The sequence below is a fragment of the Fictibacillus tiangongensis genome (genome assembly GCF_048083785.1).
GTDB lineage: Bacteria > Bacillota > Bacilli > Bacillales > Fictibacillaceae > Fictibacillus.
Window position 1 is genome coordinate 96,481 of sequence record NZ_CP182294.1, and the last position, 18,454, is coordinate 114,934.

Sequence of the window (18,454 nt, forward strand, 5' to 3'; positions counted from 1 at the left end):
ACTGACATGTTGATGAGCTTCACATAAACGATTAAAAGTTTTTGAAAAAAGCTGTTGACAATGAGGATTGCGACATGGTAATCTAATAAAGTCGCCAAAACGAGCGGCTAACAAAAACGAAACAAAAAGTTCTTTGAAAACTGAACAAAAGAAATAGGTAAGGAATTAAGAATTAATTCCGTCAGTTTTAAAACTAGAGCAAGACAAACACTTTTATGGAGAGTTTGATCCTGGCTCAGGATGAACGCTGGCGGCGTGCCTAATACATGCAAGTCGAGCGAATGATGAGGAGCTTGCTCCTCTGATTTAGCGGCGGACGGGTGAGTAACACGTGGGTAATCTGCCTGTAAGACGGGGATAACTCCGGGAAACCGGGGCTAATACCGGATAATAAGAGAAGAAGCATTTCTTCTTTTTGAAAGTCGGCCTCTCGCTGACGCTTACAGATGAGCCCGCGGCGCATTAGCTAGTTGGTGAGGTAACGGCTCACCAAGGCGACGATGCGTAGCCGACCTGAGAGGGTGATCGGCCACACTGGGACTGAGACACGGCCCAGACTCCTACGGGAGGCAGCAGTAGGGAATCTTCGGCAATGGGCGAAAGCCTGACCGAGCAACGCCGCGTGAGCGATGAAGGCCTTCGGGTCGTAAAGCTCTGTTGTTAGAGAAGAACAAGTACGAGAGTAACTGCTCGTACCTTGACGGTACCTAACCAGAAAGCCACGGCTAACTACGTGCCAGCAGCCGCGGTAATACGTAGGTGGCAAGCGTTATCCGGAATTATTGGGCGTAAAGCGCGCGCAGGCGGTCTCTTAAGTCTGATGTGAAAGCCCACGGCTCAACCGTGGAGGGTCATTGGAAACTGGGAGACTTGAGTGCAGGAGAGAAAAGTGGAATTCCACGTGTAGCGGTGAAATGCGTAGAGATGTGGAGGAACACCAGTGGCGAAGGCGGCTTTTTGGCCTGTAACTGACGCTGAGGCGCGAAAGCGTGGGGAGCAAACAGGATTAGATACCCTGGTAGTCCACGCCGTAAACGATGAGTGCTAGGTGTTGGGGGGTTCCACCCTCAGTGCTGAAGTTAACACATTAAGCACTCCGCCTGGGGAGTACGACCGCAAGGTTGAAACTCAAAGGAATTGACGGGGGCCCGCACAAGCAGTGGAGCATGTGGTTTAATTCGAAGCAACGCGAAGAACCTTACCAGGTCTTGACATCCTTTGACCACTCTAGAGATAGAGCTTTCCCCTTCGGGGGACAAAGTGACAGGTGGTGCATGGTTGTCGTCAGCTCGTGTCGTGAGATGTTGGGTTAAGTCCCGCAACGAGCGCAACCCTTGACCTTAGTTGCCAGCATTCAGTTGGGCACTCTAAGGTGACTGCCGGTGACAAACCGGAGGAAGGTGGGGACGACGTCAAATCATCATGCCCCTTATGACCTGGGCTACACACGTGCTACAATGGATGATACAAAGGGTTGCGAAGCCGCGAGGCCAAGCCAATCCCAAAAAGTCATTCTCAGTTCGGATTGTAGGCTGCAACTCGCCTACATGAAGCCGGAATTGCTAGTAATCGCGGATCAGCATGCCGCGGTGAATACGTTCCCGGGCCTTGTACACACCGCCCGTCACACCACGAGAGTTTGTAACACCCGAAGTCGGTGGGGTAACCCTTTTGGGAGCCAGCCGCCGAAGGTGGGACAGATGATTGGGGTGAAGTCGTAACAAGGTAGCCGTATCGGAAGGTGCGGCTGGATCACCTCCTTTCTATGGAGATTATGAAACACCTTCGAGTGTTTCGTAAGTACGCCTATTCTTCTTTTGTTCAGTTTTGAAGGAACTTATGTTCTTTCAAGATGTTCTTTGAAAACTAGATATCGACATCCAAACAATATGCAAGGCAGATAGATTTATCTAATCTGCGCCAAGCAAGAATCTTTGATGTGCAAACATCATATAAGGTTAAGCTAGAAAGGGCGCACGGTGGATGCCTTGGCACTAGGAGCCGAAGAAGGACGGGACGAACACCGATATGCCTCGGGGAGCTGTAAGTAAGCATTGATCCGGGGATTTCCGAATGGGGGAACCCACCATCCGTAATGGGATGGTATCCATATCTGAATACATAGGGTATGAGAAGGCAGACCCGGGGAACTGAAACATCTAAGTACCCGGAGGAAGAGAAAGCAAATGCGATTTCCTGAGTAGCGGCGAGCGAAACGGAATCAGCCCAAACCAGAGAGCTTGCTCTCTGGGGTTGTAGGACACTCTATACGGAGTTACAAAGGAACGAAGTAGGTGAAGTGGTCTGGAAAGGCCAGCCGAAGAAGGTAACAGCCCTGTAGCTGAAACTTCGTTCCCTCCTGAGTGGATCCTGAGTACGGCGGGACACGTGAAACCCCGTCGGAATCCGGGAGGACCATCTCCCAAGGCTAAATACTCCCTAGTGACCGATAGTGAACCAGTACCGTGAGGGAAAGGTGAAAAGCACCCCGGAAGGGGAGTGAAACAGATCCTGAAACCGTGTGCCTACAAGTAGTCGGAGCCCATTAACGGGTGACGGCGTGCCTTTTGTAGAATGAACCGGCGAGTTACGATCCCGTGCAAGGTTAAGTTGATAAGACGGAGCCGCAGCGAAAGCGAGTCTGAATAGGGCGACATAGTACGTGGTCGTAGACCCGAAACCGTGTGATCTACCCATGTCCAGGGTGAAGTTCAGGTAACACTGAATGGAGGCCCGAACCCACGCACGTTGAAAAGTGCGGGGATGAGGTGTGGGTAGGGGTGAAATGCCAATCGAACACGGAGATAGCTGGTTCTCCCCGAAATAGCTTTAGGGCTAGCCTCGCGGCAAGATTCCTGGAGGTAGAGCACTGATTGGACTAGGGGCCCCCACAGGGTTACCGAATTCAGTCAAACTCCGAATGCCAGAGAATTATCCGCGGGAGTCAGACTGCGAGTGATAAGATCCGTAGTCAAAAGGGAAACAGCCCAGACCATCAGCTAAGGTCCCAAAGTATACGTTAAGTGGCAAAGGATGTGGAGTTGCCCAGACAACCAGGATGTTGGCTTAGAAGCAGCCACCATTTAAAGAGTGCGTAATAGCTCACTGGTCGAGTGACTCTGCGCCGAAAATGTAACGGGGCTAAACGTATCACCGAAGCTATGGCTTGTACCGTATGGTACAGGGGTAGGGGAGCGTTCGAAGTGCAGCGAAGTCAGACCGGAAGGACTGGTGGAGCGCTTTGAAGTGAGAATGCCGGTATGAGTAGCGAAAGACAAGTGAGAATCTTGTCCATCGAAAGCCTAAGGTTTCCTGAGGAAGGCTCGTCCGCTCAGGGTTAGTCGGGGCCTAAGCCGAGGCTGAAAAGCGTAGGCGATGGATAACAGGTTGATATTCCTGTACCACCTCCTTTCCGTTTGAACAATGGGGGGACGCAGTAAGGTAGGGTGAGCGCACTGATGGAATAGTGCGTCTAAGCAGTTAGGCTGTTGGGTAGGCAAATCCGCCCAACGTGAAGGCTGAGCTGTGATGGCGAGGGAAATTTTAGTACCGAAGTCCCTGATCCTACACTGCCAAGAAAAGCCTCTAGTGAGGAAAGAGGTGCCCGTACCGCAAACCGACACAGGTAGGCGAGGAGAGAATCCTAAGATGATCGGGAGAACTCTCGTTAAGGAACTCGGCAAAATGACCCCGTAACTTCGGGAGAAGGGGTGCTCTGATAGGGTTTATCGCCCGAGAGAGCCGCAGTGAATAGATCCAAGCGACTGTTTAGCAAAAACACAGGTCTCTGCGAAACCGCAAGGTGAAGTATAGGGGCTGACACCTGCCCGGTGCTGGAAGGTTAAGAGGAGGGGTTATCCCTTTTGGGAGAAGCTCTGAATTGAAGCCCCAGTAAACGGCGGCCGTAACTATAACGGTCCTAAGGTAGCGAAATTCCTTGTCGGGTAAGTTCCGACCCGCACGAAAGGTGTAACGACTTGGATACTGTCTCAACGAGAGACCCGGTGAAATTATAGTACCTGTGAAGATGCAGGTTACCCGCGACAGGACGGAAAGACCCCATGGAGCTTTACTGCAACTTGATATTGGATTTTGGTACAGCTTGTACAGGATAGGTAGGAGCCTGAGAAGCCGGAGCGCCAGCTTCGGTGGAGGCGTCGGTGGGATACTACCCTGGCTGTATTGAAATTCTAACCTTGGACCGTAATCCGGTTCGGAGACAGTGTCAGGTGGGCAGTTTGACTGGGGCGGTCGCCTCCTAAACAGTAACGGAGGCGCCCAAAGGTTCCCTCAGAATGGTTGGAAATCATTCGCAGAGTGTAAAGGCACAAGGGAGCTTGACTGCGAGACCTACAAGTCGAGCAGGGACGAAAGTCGGGCTTAGTGATCCGGTGGTTCCGCATGGAAGGGCCATCGCTCAACGGATAAAAGCTACCCTGGGGATAACAGGCTTATCTCCCCCAAGAGTCCACATCGACGGGGAGGTTTGGCACCTCGATGTCGGCTCATCGCATCCTGGGGCTGAAGTAGGTCCCAAGGGTTGGGCTGTTCGCCCATTAAAGCGGTACGCGAGCTGGGTTCAGAACGTCGTGAGACAGTTCGGTCCCTATCCGTCGCGGGCGCAGGAAATTTGAGAGGAGCTGTCCTTAGTACGAGAGGACCGGGATGGACACACCGCTGGTGTACCAGTTGTTCCGCCAGGGGCATAGCTGGGTAGCTACGTGTGGACGGGATAAGTGCTGAAAGCATCTAAGCATGAAGCCCCCCTCAAGATGAGATTTCCCATCACGCAAGTGAGTAAGACCCCTTAGAGATGATGAGGTTGATAGGTCTGGTGTGGAAGCGTGGTGACACGTGGAGCTGACAGATACTAATCGGTCGAGGGCTTATCCTTAAAAAAGCATAAGGTTTGGAAACGTCGTATCTAGTTTTGAGAGAACATAAAAAAATGATGAAAATCATTTGAAATTTCTCTTGCTTTTAAGAATTACATAGAGTATAATTTTATCTTGTCGAGATAAAAAATAACTCGCTAATCTGGTCTAGTGATGATGGCAAAGAGGTCACACCCGTTCCCATACCGAACACGGAAGTTAAGCTCTTTAGCGCCGATGGTAGTTGGGGGTTTCCCCCTGTTAGAGTAGGACGTCGCTAGGCTAGATATAAAATGGAGGATTAGCTCAGCTGGGAGAGCACCTGCCTTACAAGCAGGGGGTCGGCGGTTCGAACCCGTCATCCTCCACCATTTATTCTTACTTGCCGGTTTAGCTCAATTGGTAGAGCAACTGACTTGTAATCAGTAGGTTGGGGGTTCAAGTCCTCTAGCCGGCACCATTTTGCACGAGCCATTAGCTCAGTTGGTAGAGCATCTGACTTTTAATCAGAGGGTCGAAGGTTCGAGTCCTTCATGGCTCACCATTTATACACGCGGGTGTGGCGGAATTGGCAGACGCGCTAGACTTAGGATCTAGTGTCTTTGACGTGGGGGTTCGAGTCCCTTCACCCGCACCAATTTCCATTTGATAATTAAATAAGTTTGCGGAAGTAGTTCAGTGGTAGAATACAACCTTGCCAAGGTTGGGGTCGCGGGTTCGAATCCCGTCTTCCGCTCCAAAGTTATTGTATGTGCCGGGGTGGCGGAACTGGCAGACGCACAGGACTTAAAATCCTGCGGTAGGTGACTACCGTACCGGTTCGATTCCGGTCCTCGGCACCACATACATGCGCCCTTAGCTCAGCTGGATAGAGTGTTTGACTACGAATCAAAAGGTCGGGAGTTCGAATCTCTCAGGGCGCGCCATGTTTTTTACGGGAAGTGGCTCAGCTTGGTAGAGCACCTGGTTTGGGACCAGGGGGTCGCAGGTTCAAATCCTGTCTTCCCGACCATTATAACGAATATGTTATTTGGGGCTTTAGCTCAGCTGGGAGAGCGCCTGCCTTGCACGCAGGAGGTCAGCGGTTCGATCCCGCTAAGCTCCACCATTTTCAGAAAATGTTTCTGACATTTTCTTTTTTATTGCAAAAAAGTTCTTTGAAAACTGAACAAAAGAAATAGGTAAGGAATTAAGAATTAATTCCGTCAGTTTTAAAACTAGAGCAAGACAAACACTTTTATGGAGAGTTTGATCCTGGCTCAGGATGAACGCTGGCGGCGTGCCTAATACATGCAAGTCGAGCGAATGATGAGGAGCTTGCTCCTCTGATTTAGCGGCGGACGGGTGAGTAACACGTGGGTAATCTGCCTGTAAGACGGGGATAACTCCGGGAAACCGGGGCTAATACCGGATAATAAGAGAAGAAGCATTTCTTCTTTTTGAAAGTCGGCCTCTCGCTGACACTTACAGATGAGCCCGCGGCGCATTAGCTAGTTGGTGAGGTAACGGCTCACCAAGGCGACGATGCGTAGCCGACCTGAGAGGGTGATCGGCCACACTGGGACTGAGACACGGCCCAGACTCCTACGGGAGGCAGCAGTAGGGAATCTTCGGCAATGGGCGAAAGCCTGACCGAGCAACGCCGCGTGAGCGATGAAGGCCTTCGGGTCGTAAAGCTCTGTTGTTAGAGAAGAACAAGTACGAGAGTAACTGCTCGTACCTTGACGGTACCTAACCAGAAAGCCACGGCTAACTACGTGCCAGCAGCCGCGGTAATACGTAGGTGGCAAGCGTTATCCGGAATTATTGGGCGTAAAGCGCGCGCAGGCGGTCTCTTAAGTCTGATGTGAAAGCCCACGGCTCAACCGTGGAGGGTCATTGGAAACTGGGAGACTTGAGTGCAGGAGAGAAAAGTGGAATTCCACGTGTAGCGGTGAAATGCGTAGAGATGTGGAGGAACACCAGTGGCGAAGGCGGCTTTTTGGCCTGTAACTGACGCTGAGGCGCGAAAGCGTGGGGAGCAAACAGGATTAGATACCCTGGTAGTCCACGCCGTAAACGATGAGTGCTAGGTGTTGGGGGGTTCCACCCTCAGTGCTGAAGTTAACACATTAAGCACTCCGCCTGGGGAGTACGACCGCAAGGTTGAAACTCAAAGGAATTGACGGGGGCCCGCACAAGCAGTGGAGCATGTGGTTTAATTCGAAGCAACGCGAAGAACCTTACCAGGTCTTGACATCCTTTGACCACTCTAGAGATAGAGCTTTCCCCTTCGGGGGACAAAGTGACAGGTGGTGCATGGTTGTCGTCAGCTCGTGTCGTGAGATGTTGGGTTAAGTCCCGCAACGAGCGCAACCCTTGACCTTAGTTGCCAGCATTCAGTTGGGCACTCTAAGGTGACTGCCGGTGACAAACCGGAGGAAGGTGGGGACGACGTCAAATCATCATGCCCCTTATGACCTGGGCTACACACGTGCTACAATGGATGATACAAAGGGTTGCGAAGCCGCGAGGCCAAGCCAATCCCAAAAAGTCATTCTCAGTTCGGATTGTAGGCTGCAACTCGCCTACATGAAGCCGGAATTGCTAGTAATCGCGGATCAGCATGCCGCGGTGAATACGTTCCCGGGCCTTGTACACACCGCCCGTCACACCACGAGAGTTTGTAACACCCGAAGTCGGTGGGGTAACCCTTTTGGGAGCCAGCCGCCGAAGGTGGGACAGATGATTGGGGTGAAGTCGTAACAAGGTAGCCGTATCGGAAGGTGCGGCTGGATCACCTCCTTTCTATGGAGATTATGAAACACCTTCGAGTGTTTCGTAAGTACACCTATTCTTCTTTTGTTCAGTTTTGAAGGAACTTAACTTCCTTTAGGGGCCTATAGCTCAGCTGGTTAGAGCGCACGCCTGATAAGCGTGAGGTCGATGGTTCGAGTCCATTTAGGCCCACCATTTTCATAAAATTTCATTCCCATTATGGGGCTTTAGCTCAGCTGGGAGAGCGCCTGCCTTGCACGCAGGAGGTCAGCGGTTCGATCCCGCTAAGCTCCACCATTGCACATCTTACGATGATGCATTTTTAAATTAATGTTCTTTGAAAACTAGATATCGACATCCAAACAATATGCAAGGCAGATAGATTTATCTAATCTGCGCCAAGCAAGAATCTTTGATGTGCAAACATCATATAAGGTTAAGCTAGAAAGGGCGCACGGTGGATGCCTTGGCACTAGGAGCCGAAGAAGGACGGGACGAACACCGATATGCCTCGGGGAGCTGTAAGTAAGCATTGATCCGGGGATTTCCGAATGGGGGAACCCACCATCCGTAATGGGATGGTATCCATATCTGAATACATAGGGTATGAGAAGGCAGACCCGGGGAACTGAAACATCTAAGTACCCGGAGGAAGAGAAAGCAAATGCGATTTCCTGAGTAGCGGCGAGCGAAACGGAATCAGCCCAAACCAGAGAGCTTGCTCTCTGGGGTTGTAGGACACTCTATACGGAGTTACAAAGGAACGAAGTAGGTGAAGTGGTCTGGAAAGGCCAGCCGAAGAAGGTAACAGCCCTGTAGCTGAAACTTCGTTCCCTCCTGAGTGGATCCTGAGTACGGCGGGACACGTGAAACCCCGTCGGAATCCGGGAGGACCATCTCCCAAGGCTAAATACTCCCTAGTGACCGATAGTGAACCAGTACCGTGAGGGAAAGGTGAAAAGCACCCCGGAAGGGGAGTGAAACAGATCCTGAAACCGTGTGCCTACAAGTAGTCGGAGCCCATTAACGGGTGACGGCGTGCCTTTTGTAGAATGAACCGGCGAGTTACGATCCCGTGCAAGGTTAAGTTGATAAGACGGAGCCGCAGCGAAAGCGAGTCTGAATAGGGCGACATAGTACGTGGTCGTAGACCCGAAACCGTGTGATCTACCCATGTCCAGGGTGAAGTTCAGGTAACACTGAATGGAGGCCCGAACCCACGCACGTTGAAAAGTGCGGGGATGAGGTGTGGGTAGGGGTGAAATGCCAATCGAACACGGAGATAGCTGGTTCTCCCCGAAATAGCTTTAGGGCTAGCCTCGCGGCAAGATTCCTGGAGGTAGAGCACTGATTGGACTAGGGGCCCCCACAGGGTTACCGAATTCAGTCAAACTCCGAATGCCAGAGAATTATCCGCGGGAGTCAGACTGCGAGTGATAAGATCCGTAGTCAAAAGGGAAACAGCCCAGACCATCAGCTAAGGTCCCAAAGTATACGTTAAGTGGCAAAGGATGTGGAGTTGCCCAGACAACCAGGATGTTGGCTTAGAAGCAGCCACCATTTAAAGAGTGCGTAATAGCTCACTGGTCGAGTGACTCTGCGCCGAAAATGTAACGGGGCTAAACGTATCACCGAAGCTATGGCTTGTACCGTATGGTACAGGGGTAGGGGAGCGTTCGAAGTGCAGCGAAGTCAGACCGGAAGGACTGGTGGAGCGCTTTGAAGTGAGAATGCCGGTATGAGTAGCGAAAGACAAGTGAGAATCTTGTCCATCGAAAGCCTAAGGTTTCCTGAGGAAGGCTCGTCCGCTCAGGGTTAGTCGGGGCCTAAGCCGAGGCTGAAAAGCGTAGGCGATGGATAACAGGTTGATATTCCTGTACCACCTCCTTTCCGTTTGAACAATGGGGGGACGCAGTAAGGTAGGGTGAGCGCACTGATGGAATAGTGCGTCTAAGCAGTTAGGCTGTTGGGTAGGCAAATCCGCCCAACGTGAAGGCTGAGCTGTGATGGCGAGGGAAATTTTAGTACCGAAGTCCCTGATCCTACACTGCCAAGAAAAGCCTCTAGTGAGGAAAGAGGTGCCCGTACCGCAAACCGACACAGGTAGGCGAGGAGAGAATCCTAAGATGATCGGGAGAACTCTCGTTAAGGAACTCGGCAAAATGACCCCGTAACTTCGGGAGAAGGGGTGCTCTGATAGGGTTTATCGCCCGAGAGAGCCGCAGTGAATAGATCCAAGCGACTGTTTAGCAAAAACACAGGTCTCTGCGAAACCGCAAGGTGAAGTATAGGGGCTGACACCTGCCCGGTGCTGGAAGGTTAAGAGGAGGGGTTATCCCTTTTGGGAGAAGCTCTGAATTGAAGCCCCAGTAAACGGCGGCCGTAACTATAACGGTCCTAAGGTAGCGAAATTCCTTGTCGGGTAAGTTCCGACCCGCACGAAAGGTGTAACGACTTGGATACTGTCTCAACGAGAGACCCGGTGAAATTATAGTACCTGTGAAGATGCAGGTTACCCGCGACAGGACGGAAAGACCCCATGGAGCTTTACTGCAACTTGATATTGGATTTTGGTACAGCTTGTACAGGATAGGTAGGAGCCTGAGAAGCCGGAGCGCCAGCTTCGGTGGAGGCGTCGGTGGGATACTACCCTGGCTGTATTGAAATTCTAACCTTGGACCGTAATCCGGTTCGGAGACAGTGTCAGGTGGGCAGTTTGACTGGGGCGGTCGCCTCCTAAACAGTAACGGAGGCGCCCAAAGGTTCCCTCAGAATGGTTGGAAATCATTCGCAGAGTGTAAAGGCACAAGGGAGCTTGACTGCGAGACCTACAAGTCGAGCAGGGACGAAAGTCGGGCTTAGTGATCCGGTGGTTCCGCATGGAAGGGCCATCGCTCAACGGATAAAAGCTACCCTGGGGATAACAGGCTTATCTCCCCCAAGAGTCCACATCGACGGGGAGGTTTGGCACCTCGATGTCGGCTCATCGCATCCTGGGGCTGAAGTAGGTCCCAAGGGTTGGGCTGTTCGCCCATTAAAGCGGTACGCGAGCTGGGTTCAGAACGTCGTGAGACAGTTCGGTCCCTATCCGTCGCGGGCGCAGGAAATTTGAGAGGAGCTGTCCTTAGTACGAGAGGACCGGGATGGACACACCGCTGGTGTACCAGTTGTTCCGCCAGGGGCATAGCTGGGTAGCTACGTGTGGACGGGATAAGTGCTGAAAGCATCTAAGCATGAAGCCCCCCTCAAGATGAGATTTCCCATCACGCAAGTGAGTAAGACCCCTTAGAGATGATGAGGTTGATAGGTCTGGTGTGGAAGCGTGGTGACACGTGGAGCTGACAGATACTAATCGGTCGAGGGCTTATCCTTAAAAAAGCATAAGGTTTGGAAACGTCGTATCTAGTTTTGAGAGAACATACTCTCTACAATTTAGAATCATGGTTAACGTCATGGTTAGGTCTAGTGATGATGGCAAAGAGGTCACACCCGTTCCCATACCGAACACGGAAGTTAAGCTCTTTAGCGCCGATGGTAGTTGGGGGTTTCCCCCTGTTAGAGTAGGACGTCGCTAGGCAATGAGGAAGATGGATGAGAATCCATCTTCTTTTTTTGTGTTTTAAAAAAGAAATAAGGTAGTTTGGCGGCTGCCAAACTTCTGATTATGGGTGATGAAGGTGTGGAAGGCTCGGGGTATAGTGCATGGATCGGGCAGGGAGGCGGTTGTCGAGATTTAGCGAAATGCCTTTATTTTTGATTTTCGACTTAATTGAGGCTCGTTCCGACTTAATTCACTCTTCTTACGGCTTAATTTTGTTCATTTAGACTTAATTAGCCCACGGAGATACCCAGCGTGGTATTTTCAATAGGCCGGTCTTAACACTTACAACCCCACTCAAAACCCTCAATATAGGAAGAAGATGGCCACAGCCATCTTCCAACACGCGATATACCAAAGCTAAAGCTCCTATTATCCACTCAAAAGCAACGCTAGCAGCCGACTCACCCCTCATCGAAGCAAAAAACGCACCTATACAGCCCTGCCCCTCACAAGCCCCAAATGAGATCTCCTCATCCACCCAAAGCCACATAATCTCACGGTAATCCTCCATATAATTTCACGGATAAAAATTTTTATCAAATTTTCGACACCGACCGCCGCATTGATCAGCCACTTATCGTAGTCATCACATCTTAACGCGTACATCCATCCTCCTCCAATAGCATCATCTTTTCGACAGAATCATACAGGTTAAGAAGGTAATCATGAGGCAATAATGGTTGATAGAGATTTGCATTTTCGGAAAAAGGCAGGCTATAATATAACTATAGTCAAAGTTAGTCAAAGTCAGAAGGGGGAGGGGAAATGAGGAATATTTCAGATGTAATTGAAAATTACTTAAAGCAAATTCTCTCGAGCTCTAATGATCCGTCCATTGAAATTAAGCGGACGGATATTGCGGAAAGATTTCAATGCGTGCCTTCTCAAATAAACTACGTGATAAACACGAGATTTACGATTGAAAAAGGCTTCGTAGTGGAAAGTAAAAGAGGTGGAGGAGGATATATTCGGATCATGAAGGTCCGCACCGAAAGCTCCGCCCACTTAATTGATCACTTAACCACCTTGATTGGTGAGAGGATATCGCAAGGCAACGCAGAAAATGTAATAAAGAGACTTATGGAAGAGACGATCGTTTCAGAGCGAGAAGCAAGACTTATGCTGAGCGTGATGGACAGATCTATTTTAAAGCTTAATCTTCCAGAACGAGATGAATTACGTGCAGAATTATTAAAAGCTATGATAAAAACGTTAAAATATCGAACCACATAGCCCTTTTATTCATTCTATATAAAGGGAGGGAGCAGAATGAATTGTGAAGAGTGCCATGAACGAGAAGCGTCTTTACATTTTACAAAGATCATAAATGGGGAGAAAACAGAATTTCACATTTGTGAACATTGTGCTAAAGAAAAAGGAGAATTCTTGCCGGGGTCGAATTCTTTTTCCATTCACCAATTGCTTTCTGGGCTTTTACACGGCGATGGACATGTCCCGAACACGCCATCATCCAACTTCATTCCGCCCTCATTAAGCTGTGAAAAATGCGGAATGAGTTATTATCAGTTTGCGAAGATTGGCCGCTTTGGGTGTGATAACTGCTACAAGGCGTTTGAATCGAAACTTAATCCTATTTTTAAAAGAGTTCATGGTGGTAACACTTTGCATGCGGGAAAGATTCCACTCCGTGCAGGAAGCAGTATTCAAGAAAAAAAGCAGCTTCAGCAATTAAAGCAAGCTTTGCAGCAGTATATATTAAATGAGGAATTTGAAAAAGCTGCTGAAACAAGGGATGTCATCAGAGAGATCGAGCACCGCTTGCAACAGGGGAGGGATACGTAACCGATGTCTTTGGAACGATTTATCAGTGACGCGATCAGTCCCTGGATGAAACGAGAGGGGCCGGAATCGGATATAGTTCTATCGAGCCGTGTCCGACTTGCAAGGAATATTCATCAATATGTATTTCCCATCGCAGCAGATAAAGAATCGGCTCATGAAGTCATTTCAGCGATCTCGACTTGTATGAGCTCAGAAAATGAAGAAGAAGCAGAAAATCTTGAAAAGCTGATGATGGAGGAGTTAAAACCTGTTCAAAAACGGGTACTTGTTGAGAAACATCTGATCAGTCCCAATCTAGCAGAGCAAGCGAAATACGGTGCAGTTCTCATGAATGCAGATGAATCGGTCAGCATCATGGTGAACGAAGAGGATCATATACGCATCCAATGTTTAGCACCAGGGTTTCAATTAGAAGAAGTGCTTCATCGGGCGAATGAGATCGATGATTTTATTGAAAAGAACGTTGATTATGCGTTTGATGAAAGACGAGGATATTTAACAAGCTGTCCGACGAACGTAGGAACTGGACTTCGTGCCTCTGTCATGATGCATCTTCCAGCTCTCGTACTCTCGAAAAAGATGAGCCGCATCATCCCAGCGATTAATCAGCTAGGGTTAGCGGTAAGAGGGATCTACGGCGAAGGTACTGAGGCGCAAGGAAACATTTTTCAAATTTCAAATCAGATGACACTAGGCAAGTCAGAAGAGGATATAATGGAAGATCTCGCAGGTGTCGTCATGCAGGTCATCCAGCAAGAACGAGCAGCTCGTCAACAGCTGCAGGATGGCTTGAAATTACAGCTTGAAGACAAGTTATTCCGTTCATTGGGAACATTAGAGAATTGCCGGATCATCCAATCAAAAGAAGCTGCCAAGTGTTTATCAGATGTGCGGCTAGGCATTGATTTAGAGATTCTACCTGGCATTTCAAAAACGATCCTCAATGAGCTTATGATACTTACACAACCAGGTTTTCTTCAACAATATGCAGGTGAAGTTCTAACTCCAGAAGAACGTGACATAAGAAGAGCCACATTAATCAGAGAAAGAATAAAATTGGAAAACCGATAAGGAGCGTGACGAGTATGATGTTTGGTCGTTTTACTGAGAGAGCACAAAAAGTTTTAGCTTTAGCACAAGAAGAAGCGATTCGCTTAGGTCATAATAATGTGGGAACTGAACATATCCTGCTTGGACTGATCCGTGAAGGAGAAGGAATTGCAGCAAAAGCCCTTCAAGTTCTTGGTCTTGGGCCAGAAAAGATTCAAAAAGAAGTGGAAACATTGATCGGCCGCGGTCAAGAAGCTGTTCAAACGATCCACTATACGCCTCGTGCTAAAAAAGTGATCGAACTTTCCATGGATGAAGCTCGTAAACTCGGACATTCATACGTGGGAACGGAACACATTCTATTAGGCTTGATCCGTGAAGGAGAAGGCGTTGCAGCCCGTGTTCTCAACAACCTTGGTGTCAGCCTTAACAAAGCGCGTCAACAAGTGCTGCAGTTACTAGGAAGCAATGAATCTTCTTCAAGTCATAGAGGTTCATCTGCTAGTGCCAACACACCTACGTTAGACAGCTTAGCTCGCGATCTAACAGCGATTGCTCGTGAAGGTACACTAGACCCTGTAATCGGGCGTGCGAAAGAAATTCAGCGTGTAATCGAGGTTCTGAGCCGCCGTACGAAGAACAACCCTGTATTGATCGGTGAGCCCGGTGTTGGTAAGACGGCTATCGCTGAAGGTTTGGCGCAGCAGATCATCAATAACGAAGTGCCAGAAACCCTTCGTGATAAGCGTGTAATGACGCTTGATATGGGTACAGTTGTAGCTGGAACGAAGTACAGAGGTGAATTCGAAGACCGTTTGAAAAAAGTAATGGATGAGATTCGCCAAGCTGGAAACATCATTCTATTCATTGACGAACTTCATACACTGATCGGTGCAGGTGGAGCAGAAGGTGCGATCGATGCATCCAACATTCTAAAGCCAGCTCTTGCTCGCGGCGAACTTCAATGTATCGGTGCTACAACACTTGATGAGTACAGAAAATATATTGAAAAAGATGCAGCGCTTGAGCGTCGTTTCCAGCCGATCACCGTTAACGAGCCAACGAAGGATGAGAGTATTCAAATTCTTCAAGGACTTCGCGATCGTTATGAAGCTCACCACCGTGTGACGATCACGGATGAAGCGATTGAAGCATCTGTTCAGTTATCAGATCGTTACATCTCAGATCGTTTCTTACCAGATAAAGCGATTGATCTTATTGATGAAGCGGCGTCAAAAGTTCGTCTTCGTTCCTATACAGCTCCACCGAACTTAAAAGAGCTTGAACAAAAGCTAGAGGAAGTTCGTAAAGAGAAGGATGCGGCTGTTCAAAGTCAAGAATTTGAAAAAGCAGCTTCACTTCGAGATTCTGAGCAACGCCTTCGTGAAGAGTTAGAAAAGACGAAGGATGTTTGGAAAGAGAAGCAAGGTAAAGAAAACACAGAAGTAACACCAGAAGATATCGCACAAGTTGTATCGTCTTGGACGGGAGTTCCGGTTTCCAAGCTTGCTGAAGAGGAAACAGAACGCCTTCTGAAGATGGAAGAGATTCTGCATGATCGGGTTATCGGTCAATCAGAGGCTGTTACGGCAATCTCTAAAGCTATCCGAAGAGCACGTGCTGGACTTAAAGATCCGAAGCGTCCGATCGGCTCATTCATCTTCTTAGGACCAACAGGTGTAGGTAAAACTGAGCTTGCAAGAGCTGTTGCTGAGACACTATTTGGCGATGAAGATGCGATTATTCGTATCGATATGTCTGAGTACATGGAGAAGCATACAACATCTCGTCTCGTTGGATCACCTCCAGGCTATGTTGGACACGAAGAAGGCGGCCAGTTAACAGAAAAAGTTAGAAGAAAGCCTTATTCTGTTATCTTGCTTGATGAGATCGAAAAAGCGCATCCTGAAGTATTCAATATCTTACTTCAAGTGCTAGAAGATGGTCGTTTAACTGATTCTAAAGGACGTACGGTTGATTTCCGTAACACGGTTGTGATCATGACTTCAAACGTAGGAGCGAGCACGCTTAAGCGTAACCGTTCTCTAGGATTTGCTGTTCATAACGAAGGTCAGAAGTACAACGACATGAAGTCTAAAGTGATGGATGAACTTAAACGTGCTTTCCGTCCAGAGTTCCTGAACCGTATTGATGAGATCATCGTGTTCCATTCTTTAGAAAAAGAGCACTTGCTAAGAATCGTTAGCCTGATGGCAGCATCACTGAAACAACGCTTAAGTGATCAAGGTATCGAGATCGAGTTAACACAAGCTGCGCTCGAAAAGATCACAGAAGAAGGATACGATCCAGATTACGGAGCTCGTCCGTTGCGTCGTGCCCTACAGCGTAAGATTGAAGATCGATTATCTGAAGAGCTTCTAAGAGGAAATATCAACAAAGGGCAGACCGTTAAGATTGATGTTGAAGAGAACGATTTTGTCGTTCAAACGGTTTAACTTTTACCACATATGAGAATATCCTACAAAAGACCCGGAAGACAGACATGTCCTCCGGGTTTTTGTCGAAATAATCTTAGCTGTTCGCCTTTTTTTGCAGAGCTCAAATGGAAGTAGTTGTTAGGTTTTATGTTATGATATTAGTGAATAAATCTTGATATTTTCAGTATTTAACTTTCTTGAATTAGAAAGGCGTTTCCATACTCATGGTTGCTCTTAGGAGTGGTTGCTTTCCGTTACAGGTGTTCGCTTTCCGCGGGGCGTGCGGTGAGCCCCCTGCCGCTTTGCGCCTTTAGGGGTCTCTCCTGCCCACTCGTCCCGCAGGACAAGGAATGCTTCGGCAGCGACACATCGCACGAAGAAAATTTGAAGTGTAATTTTCGAGGAGTCTCACACTTTCCACTCCAATCAACCTTTCCATGAAGTTTTTTAAAAGTATCAATTTCTCGAAGCGTCTGAAACTAGAAACTAAAGGTTATGAAATAGATAGATATTAAAGTGTTAAGTTTTGAAGAGGAGTTTTTATAGATGGCTAAAGTAAAATCAATCTTTCTTTGCCAAGATTGCGGTTACGAATCACCGAAATGGATGGGGAAATGCCCCGGTTGCCATGCGTGGAACACGATGGTGGAGGAAACGATTCGTCCTGAAAAAAACATAAGAGGGTTAAGCTCTGGCGGAGATAAGAACGTAAAGCAGAAACCTCAGTCGATAGCGGATGTGAAAAGCGAGCAAGAGCCGCGGATACCGACAAACTATCAGGAGTTCAACCGTGTACTAGGTGGAGGGATCGTTCCAGGTTCAATGGTTTTAGTTGGTGGAGACCCCGGAATTGGTAAGTCTACCTTGTTGCTGCAAACATCTGCACAGCTCGCAAAAAAAGGAGAGCGTGTTCTATACATATCGGGTGAGGAATCTGTGAAACAGACAAAGCTCCGTGCCGATCGTTTAGAGATCGACGCTAAGGACTTGTTTGTTCTAGCAGAAACAGATTTAGAACTGATCGAACAGGCGATGTCTGATGTGATGCCTTCTGTGATGATCATCGATTCGATTCAAACCGTTTATCGAGCTGAAGTCACTTCCGCTCCTGGAAGTGTATCGCAAGTACGAGAGTGTACATCGCATTTGATGCGCATGGCGAAAACAAAAGGTATCGCGGTATTTATTGTAGGACATGTTACAAAAGAAGGAAATATCGCGGGTCCGCGTCTTTTAGAGCACATGGTAGATGCCGTATTGTACTTTGAGGGTGAGCGGCATCACACTTTCCGAATCTTACGAGCAGTTAAGAACCGTTTTGGCTCTACGAATGAAATCGGTGTTTTTGAAATGAAAGAAGTAGGTCTTGAAGAAGTATTAAATCCTTCTGAAATCTTTTTAGAAGAACGTTCGAAAGGGGCAGCGGGTTCGACCGTAGTTGCTTCTCTAGAAGGAACGCGACCGATGCTAGTAGAGCTTCAAGCACTAATATCGCCAACGAGCTTTGGAAATCCTAGGAGGATGGCTACGGGTATCGATCATAACCGCGTATCACTGCTTATGGCCGTTTTAGAAAAGAGAGTCGGATTGCTTCTTCAGAACCAGGATGCATATCTAAACGTTGCAGGCGGTGTCCGACTGGATGAGCCGGCGATCGATCTTGCAGTTGCGATCAGCATCGCTTCAAGCTTTCGCGATTCACCAACCAAGCCAACAGATGTTATGATTGGAGAAATAGGATTAACGGGAGAGGTTAGAAGAGTTTCCCGTATCGAGCAGCGCGTACATGAAGCTGCGAAGTTAGGTTTTACGCGAGCTATTATACCTGATAAAAATATCGGTGGCTGGACGGTTCCAAAAGGAATTCAAGTCGTCGGGGTATCGACCGTTTATGAGGCATTACAAGCAGCGTTAGGAGGGTAAAAGATATT

The 18,454-nt window shown here is 48.5% G+C and carries 5 protein-coding genes, 11 tRNA genes and 6 rRNA genes; all 22 read left to right on the forward strand.

Features of this window, described 5'->3' with window-relative positions:
- Positions 1–212 precede the first annotated feature (212 nt).
- The 22 genes from ACNJYY_RS00465 (at position 213) to radA (ending at position 18,446) form a co-directional block, all read left to right on the forward strand.
- Positions 213–1,763, forward strand: a 16S ribosomal RNA gene (locus ACNJYY_RS00465).
- Positions 1,764–1,956: 193 nt separating this feature from the next.
- A 23S ribosomal RNA gene (locus tag ACNJYY_RS00470) occupies positions 1,957–4,894 on the forward strand.
- Between the two features lie 147 nt (positions 4,895–5,041).
- Positions 5,042–5,157 (forward strand): 5S ribosomal RNA (gene rrf / locus ACNJYY_RS00475).
- 12 nt (positions 5,158–5,169) lie between these two features.
- Positions 5,170–5,245 (forward strand) — tRNA-Val (locus ACNJYY_RS00480).
- Between the two features lie 13 nt (positions 5,246–5,258).
- Positions 5,259–5,334 (forward strand) — tRNA-Thr (locus tag ACNJYY_RS00485).
- Between the two features lie 8 nt (positions 5,335–5,342).
- Positions 5,343–5,418: transfer RNA gene (locus tag ACNJYY_RS00490), tRNA-Lys, on the forward strand.
- Between the two features lie 9 nt (positions 5,419–5,427).
- Positions 5,428–5,511: transfer RNA gene (locus ACNJYY_RS00495), tRNA-Leu, on the forward strand.
- Between the two features lie 27 nt (positions 5,512–5,538).
- Positions 5,539–5,613: transfer RNA gene (locus tag ACNJYY_RS00500), tRNA-Gly, on the forward strand.
- 14 nt (positions 5,614–5,627) lie between these two features.
- Positions 5,628–5,716 (forward strand) — tRNA-Leu (locus ACNJYY_RS00505).
- A 7-nt stretch (positions 5,717–5,723) separates the two neighbouring features.
- Positions 5,724–5,800 (forward strand) — tRNA-Arg (locus tag ACNJYY_RS00510).
- A 9-nt stretch (positions 5,801–5,809) separates the two neighbouring features.
- Positions 5,810–5,886 (forward strand) — tRNA-Pro (locus tag ACNJYY_RS00515).
- Positions 5,887–5,906: 20 nt separating this feature from the next.
- Positions 5,907–5,982, forward strand: a tRNA-Ala gene (locus ACNJYY_RS00520).
- A gap of 128 nt (positions 5,983–6,110) precedes the next feature.
- Positions 6,111–7,661: ribosomal RNA gene (locus tag ACNJYY_RS00525) — 16S ribosomal RNA — on the forward strand.
- Between the two features lie 88 nt (positions 7,662–7,749).
- A tRNA-Ile gene (locus tag ACNJYY_RS00530) sits at positions 7,750–7,826 on the forward strand.
- 26 nt (positions 7,827–7,852) lie between these two features.
- Positions 7,853–7,928: transfer RNA gene (locus ACNJYY_RS00535), tRNA-Ala, on the forward strand.
- Positions 7,929–8,065: 137 nt separating this feature from the next.
- Positions 8,066–11,003 (forward strand): 23S ribosomal RNA (locus ACNJYY_RS00540).
- A gap of 89 nt (positions 11,004–11,092) precedes the next feature.
- Positions 11,093–11,208: ribosomal RNA gene (rrf, locus tag ACNJYY_RS00545) — 5S ribosomal RNA — on the forward strand.
- Together the 16S, 23S and 5S rRNA genes with 11 tRNA genes alongside form the textbook arrangement of a ribosomal RNA operon.
- 789 nt (positions 11,209–11,997) lie before the next feature.
- Positions 11,998–12,465: a CtsR family transcriptional regulator gene (locus ACNJYY_RS00550; protein ID WP_137792299.1), complete on the forward strand. Its 468-nt coding sequence runs from the start codon at positions 11,998–12,000 to the stop codon at positions 12,463–12,465.
- Between the two features lie 36 nt (positions 12,466–12,501).
- Positions 12,502–13,035 (forward strand): UvrB/UvrC motif-containing protein, encoded by a 534-nt coding sequence (locus tag ACNJYY_RS00555; protein WP_066390592.1) that lies wholly within the window; start codon positions 12,502–12,504, stop codon positions 13,033–13,035.
- A gap of 3 nt (positions 13,036–13,038) precedes the next feature.
- Positions 13,039–14,106, forward strand: a complete 1,068-nt coding sequence (locus ACNJYY_RS00560; protein WP_416730169.1) for a protein arginine kinase — start codon at positions 13,039–13,041, stop codon at positions 14,104–14,106.
- Between the two features lie 14 nt (positions 14,107–14,120).
- Complete coding sequence (gene clpC, locus ACNJYY_RS00565) at positions 14,121–16,541, forward strand: ATP-dependent protease ATP-binding subunit ClpC (RefSeq protein WP_137792297.1); 2,421 nt, start codon at positions 14,121–14,123, stop codon at positions 16,539–16,541.
- A 528-nt stretch (positions 16,542–17,069) separates the two neighbouring features.
- Positions 17,070–18,446, forward strand: a complete 1,377-nt coding sequence (gene radA / locus ACNJYY_RS00570; protein WP_144704547.1) for a DNA repair protein RadA — start codon at positions 17,070–17,072, stop codon at positions 18,444–18,446.
- Positions 18,447–18,454 lie beyond the last annotated feature (8 nt).